This window comes from Armatimonas sp., from assembly GCF_031410135.1.
In the GTDB taxonomy this organism is placed as follows: domain Bacteria; phylum Armatimonadota; class Armatimonadia; order Armatimonadales; family Armatimonadaceae; genus Armatimonas.
The window spans coordinates 1-5,382 of the sequence record NZ_JANNYP010000462.1 but is presented as its reverse complement, the minus strand read 5'-3'; the positions used below and the strand labels follow the sequence as shown (position 1 = coordinate 5,382).

7 protein-coding genes are annotated in these 5,382 nt (G+C 58.5%); 2 read left to right on the top strand and 5 right to left on the bottom strand.

Annotated elements, in window-relative coordinates; all coding sequences use genetic code 11:
• A partial coding sequence (locus RMO15_RS17165; RefSeq protein ID WP_309714671.1) for a response regulator occupies positions 1-1,323 on the bottom strand: 1,323 nt, incomplete at its 3' end.
• Positions 1,324-1,389: 66 nt separating this feature from the next.
• Here RMO15_RS17165 and RMO15_RS17160 point away from each other — a divergent pair.
• Positions 1,390-1,758: a CrcB family protein gene (locus RMO15_RS17160; RefSeq protein WP_309714670.1), complete on the top strand. Its 369-nt coding sequence runs from the start codon at positions 1,390-1,392 to the stop codon at positions 1,756-1,758.
• On the opposite strand, the gene RMO15_RS17155 is transcribed toward RMO15_RS17160, so the two are convergent.
• From RMO15_RS17155 to RMO15_RS17145, 3 genes are read right to left on the bottom strand one after another with little or no spacing between them, the layout of a single operon-like run.
• Positions 1,740-2,474, bottom strand: coding sequence for a hypothetical protein (locus tag RMO15_RS17155; protein ID WP_309714669.1), 735 nt, complete (start codon positions 2,472-2,474; stop codon positions 1,740-1,742). The genes RMO15_RS17160 and RMO15_RS17155 overlap by 19 nt on opposite strands.
• Complete coding sequence (locus RMO15_RS17150; RefSeq protein ID WP_309714668.1) at positions 2,474-2,866, bottom strand: DUF2809 domain-containing protein; 393 nt, start codon at positions 2,864-2,866, stop codon at positions 2,474-2,476. Before RMO15_RS17150 ends, RMO15_RS17155 begins: the two co-directional genes overlap by 1 nt.
• Positions 2,847-3,410: a hypothetical protein gene (locus RMO15_RS17145; protein ID WP_309714667.1), complete on the bottom strand. Its 564-nt coding sequence runs from the start codon at positions 3,408-3,410 to the stop codon at positions 2,847-2,849. Before RMO15_RS17145 ends, RMO15_RS17150 begins: the two co-directional genes overlap by 20 nt.
• Positions 3,411-3,454: 44 nt before the next feature.
• Between RMO15_RS17145 and RMO15_RS17140 the strand changes: the two genes are divergently transcribed.
• Positions 3,455-4,777, top strand: coding sequence for an aldehyde dehydrogenase family protein (locus tag RMO15_RS17140; RefSeq protein WP_309714666.1), 1,323 nt, complete (start codon positions 3,455-3,457; stop codon positions 4,775-4,777).
• Positions 4,778-4,847: 70 nt separating this feature from the next.
• Here the strand turns inward: RMO15_RS17140 and RMO15_RS17135 are convergent, their stop codons facing one another.
• Positions 4,848-5,246, bottom strand: a complete 399-nt coding sequence (locus RMO15_RS17135; protein WP_309714665.1) for an endonuclease domain-containing protein — start codon at positions 5,244-5,246, stop codon at positions 4,848-4,850.
• Positions 5,247-5,382 lie beyond the last annotated feature (136 nt).

The following is a 5,382-nucleotide window of genomic DNA, read 5'->3' as shown; positions in this document are numbered from 1 at the left end:
CACATGCAAGTGGCCGTCAATACGATAGCGAACCTGAAAATCTTTCTTGTAGGGCTCGATATGGATATCCGAGGCGCGTTTTCGGACCCCCTCAATCAGCAGTGTATTCACAAACTTGATGATCGGCGCGTCATTGGGATCATCCACGGTGGCAATATTGTCTGCGTCCTCGGCGAGGCGGCGGGTGTCTTCAGGCGAGAGCCCCGCATCGTCGTTGAGGATCGTGAGGGTTGCTTCTAAAGAGCGAGCCACTTGGCGCTTATCAAACGTATTGCCGCTGGTCTGGTACGCAAGCTCAATGGCACGCTTGAGAGCCGTGCTCTCTGCCAAAACCGGACGCACGCGTCGCTTGGTGCGCGCCTGCACCAGATCAATGGCGGGGGTATTCCATGGATTTGAGACCGCGACACGGATAGGTGGATCGGAGAGAAACGAGTCTTCATCGGCAGGTTCGAGAGGCAGTACCATCAGTGCCAGCGCCTGCTCACGGGAGATCAGGGAGAGCCCTTCGTCGTAGGCCTGCTCGCTTTCGACATTGACGAAGGTCATGTCTATCTGGCGACTGTGTGCGGCAGTAATGTCCTGCTCACTGACCCAGCCCTGGTTGATTAAGATCGAGCCCAGGCGATCCTGTGTGCGATGCTGAATCTCCAGCGCCTGAGCAAGCTGACCGTGTGTGATGAGCCCACGGGTAATTAAGATCTCCCCAAGGCGCTCTTTGGCACCCATCAGTCCCGATGAGGGCACGACAGCGGGCAGACCAGCACCCGTAGCGGGAACGCGATTCCCGGGAGCGGCAATCGCTTGGTTCACGGCTGCGGGAGCCTTGTCCCCGACACGTGCGAGCGCAAGCTCCTCAACAGGAGATGTGGCAAAATTATGGAGGCTCTCGGGGAGAGGCTCCAGAGAGGTCTGGAGAGCGATTTGTGCTGTCTCAACTTGTTGAAGCGCGGAACGAATCTCATCCGGGTCGAGTGGGTAGCGTAGGCAGACGACAGCCCCCGCCTCCAGAGCCCGCTGGCGAGTGTCGGGCGTGTCGCTGTCCATCGCCATCAGAACCGGTAAGCTCTCGATTCCAATATCGGGGTGTCGGATGCGGCGACAAGTATCTGGACCGTTGACCTTGGGAGCGTTCCAGCGGGTGATCAGGACATCGTAGGGTGAGCTTGTGCGTGTCTCACTGCGCGGGCTGCTTCCTAGGGTGAGCTGCTCCCAAGCCGCCTCACCATCGCGGACAATCGTCGCTTGGTGTCCTTGTCGCTCCAGCGCCTCGTGCAAGAGTAGCGCGGAGAGAGCATCTCCTTCAACTGCCAGTATTTTCATAGGATTCCGCTTAAATATCGGTGGTTTTGAAGCGCTTCTTAAGCACTCTGCCGTACAATTCGCCTGATGAAATTGCTAGATTGTGGTCTGGTCGGGCTGGGAAGTGCGCTCGGCGGCGTGCTACGCTACGTGCTTGGCAGCGCCATGACGCAGCGCTGGCCCGCCACACTTCCCCTAGGCACACTCATTGTCAATGTCAGCGGCTGCTTTTTGCTCGGCCTCGTCGCGACCACCCTGGGCAACAAGTCTGAGAGTCTGCGCCTGTTCCTAGGTGTCGGCTTCTGTGGGGGCTATACCACGTTCTCGACCCTGATGCAGGACACCGCGAAGCTCAAACCCGGCCCCGCCACCGGAAACATTGCTCTCTCGCTCGCCTTAGGCCTGCTTGCCGTCTGGCTGGGCGGAAAGCTAGGAAGCTACTTAGGAACCCGGTAGAACTCTTCGACGGCTTCGCGGATACGTGGGCTTGAGTCGTAGGTGAGCTGGTGGAGCCTCGGTCGCAGGGGGATACTCTCCGGTTGTAGCTGCGCCAGTACCAGAATGACTGCCGCCAGAAGCGTGTCGGGCATCTCTTTGCGGGAGCGCACCACAAGAGCGATCAAGTGGGCAATCCCCTCGGGCTCTAGTGTCTCCAGAACGCCCGTGTCCGTTTTCGAAAGTGTCTCAGTGAGGAGCCTATAAAACTGCTGCCGCGTCTCCAAGGTCACGAGGCGAGGCCGCTCGTGAAGCCAGCGCGTAATCTCCAACAAGACTGGCAGCCGCTCCGAGATCGTGGAGCGCTCCAAGTGAAAGAAAGTTGCTTGGAGCGCATTTCGCCAGCGTGGGTAGCGCTTCTCCGCAGGAGTCCGTAGATTCCAGGTCATCACAAGAAACATACTCACCACGAAGCTTGAACTAGGGTTGGAATATCCGCTCATTGTACACAAAAGAGTGATGAGTGCATAGCCAATCGGAATACCGATCAGTGTCGTCAATATCTCACGACGAACTAGGCGATGGTCTGATCGAAGTAACGGTAGCAGAAAAGGCAGTGCTTGGGATGACTCGCTATGTGCCATGACAGAGCGCCCGTTCGCCTCTGTCGAGGAGAGCTGCTTGAGTACGAGTGCCTGCCAGGTGCCGGGGGCGTAGCGCGATCTCTGGCGCTGCATCAGCGCTCGAACCTCCGGGCGAGTAGGGCACCGAAGGCGATTCCTGTGGCGTAGCAGAGAATATCTCCAAAAGAGAAGCTGCCGCCAATGGCAAGTGCGCCGAGTCTTGTGTGACGAAGCGCGACGAGCCAGGGGAAGTGCCAGAGCTGGCTGACCTCCACAAGCACGGCCAGAGTGAGCGCCGTCAACACGCGCCACGCCAGAGGCCAGCGCGGAGCTACGCCGCAGACCAGGCAGAAGACAAGCAGCGCCCAGAGGCCATCGCCGAGTGCGGAACCAAGCGCATCGAAGTGTCGTTTCAGAAGGCGAGTGGCAAGTCCCAGAGGCAGGCAAAAAAGTGCCCCTAAGAGCCAAATCGCCCGAAGCCGTGCGCTAGAAACGGAGCCCGACACTCAGATCAAGCCCCGAGAGATCAAAGCCCTGCACTTTACCCACCGCACGCCAACGCGCCTCCACAAAGCTACGGAGCCCAATGCTCGTTCCCACGTAGAGACTTCCGCTAGGAGCAAATCCGCTCCCGTTGATGTTATCGGCCTGGCTCCGCAAGTTGGCGTAGGCTCCTCCCAAACTCACTCCCGCATACGGCAAGAACGTCGGGAGCTTGAAGGGCTCTCCTTCGGTGACATAGAGCTGGAAAAGAGGCCACTGGTACTGCGCCGACAGAGAAGCCATGAAGGCGCGGTTCTGGAAACCACCAAATGTTTTCCTCTGGGTTGCGAGGTTGAAATCGGGTGAGAGGCGAGGGACGGGTGGTGGGAGTACAGGCCCAAAGCCCGGTGAAAAGCTGAACCAGTTGTCTCCGAAGCGGGAACGTACGGCTGCGCTCGTGGGTAAATAGGTACCAACATTAACGCCATAGAGAGGAATGTACGGCGGTTTAGGAGCAGGGGCCTCGGTCTGCCCGAGAGCAAGAAGTGCAAGAAGTAGAGTCGGCATGGCTCAGGATACCCCACGGTGCGAGATGCGGGTATCCTGAAACCATGCATTTTACGACAAAGGCGGAGGCAGAGGCGGCGATTGCCGCCGCCGCCGAGGTTTTTCCTACCACACAAGCCCGTGCCTCGTTTGAGCGCCATGCAATTCTCACACGAATTAGCGAGGGGCTTGAGACCCAGCTTGAGGACTTTGCCCAGCTCCTCTGTGCGGAGGCGAAGAAGCCGATTCGAGATGCACGTGTTGAGGTGCAGCGTGCTCGCATGACCTTCTCACTCGCGGCAGACGAAGCCCGGCGCTTTGGGGGTGAGCTGCTCCCATTGGATCTGAGCGCAGCGGCGGTGGGACGCCTGGGACTGGTGCGACGCTTTCCGCTTGGCCCGGTTGCCGCTGTCACGCCCTTCAATTTTCCCCTCAATCTCGTGGCGCACAAGCTGGCTCCGGCGATTGCGGTCGGTGCACCGGTGGTGCTCAAGCCTGCCGAGAAAACGCCACGGATTGCCCTTAAACTCCAGGAGCTGGTGCACGCCTCGGGCTGGCCAGAAGCGGCCTTTGCGGTGCTGACTCCCGAGACACCGCAAGAGATCGGAACACTGCTGGCCACCGACCCGCGCCTGCCGGTTTTTTCCTTCACCGGCTCAGACACAATTGGCTGGGAGCTGAAGCGGCTGGCAAATAAGAAGCATGTCACCCTGGAGCTGGGGGGAAACGCCGCTGTGCTGGTTGCGGAAGATGCGGATATTGCCCATGCGGTGGCACGCTGCGTCGCGGGCGGTTTTGCTTACTCCGGCCAGGTCTGTATCTCGGTCCAGCGCGTCTTTGTCCATAAAAACTGCTACGACTCGTTTTGTGAAGCGCTGGTAGCAAAAACGCGGGCACTTCGCCTTGGTGACCCCGCCGACGAGACCACGGATCTAGGGCCAATGATCACCGAAGCGGCGGCGATTCGAGTGGAGCAGTGGGTAGAGCAGGCGAAGCGGGCTGGGGCAAGAGTGCTCCTTCAGGGGCTGCGCGAGGGGGCCTTTCTCGCCCCAAGTATCCTCACTCATGTCCCGGTAGATCAGCCTGTCGCCTGTGATGAAGTCTTTGGGCCGGTGGTTGTGGTGGAGTCCGTGGAGAGCTTTGACGAAGGAATCGCTCGTATCAACGCGAGCCGCTTCGGCCTGCAAGCGGGAGTTTTCACCTACGACATGCGCCGTATTCTCCAGGCGCACCAGCAGCTTCGGGTGGGCGGCGTGATTATCAACGATGTCCCCACTTTCCGCAGCGATGCCATGCCCTACGGCGGCGAGGGCGACTCGGGGACGGGCCGTGAGGGTATTCGCTGGACCATGGACGAGTACACGAGCCCCCGTGTGCTGGTGTTGTAGTTTTTACCATCTCCCCGGCTTCTCTCGTTCCTCGCTTCGCCGACCCTCTTCCTGTATCGCTCGTACCTCGCTAGGAAGAGGGTGTGCGTTTGGCTTCATGCAAAATTATTTGGCAAAGTTCAGCGGTGGATTTCGTGAGAACTTCCTGATTGGTGAGGCGTAGTAGACGCAGCCCTCGTTCTTCCAGTGCTTTTTGGCGAAGCTGGTCATTGGCTTGGACTTCGGGAAGATCATGGATACTTCCATCTACCTCGACAACGAGCTTCAGCGCCGCACAGTAAAAGTCCACCACATAGGGCGCAATGGGGTGTTGCCGTAGAAAGCGATAGCCACCACAAGCATCTTTGCGTAGCACTTCCCAGAGAATTTTCTCCGCGACGGTCGCTTCGGTACGCAATGCTCGTGAGCGTTGTCTTAAATGCTGATCCAGATTCCGACGACAGGACTTTTTTATAAAATCTTTGTTCACACTTGTAGAACGGTTGAGAGCCAGTGATTCTGATAAAAATCAAAAATAAATTCCACAAGTATTTCACCCTCTTCCTAGCGAGGCACGAGCGATACAGGAAGAGGGTCGGCGAAGCGAGGAACGAGAGAAGCCGGGG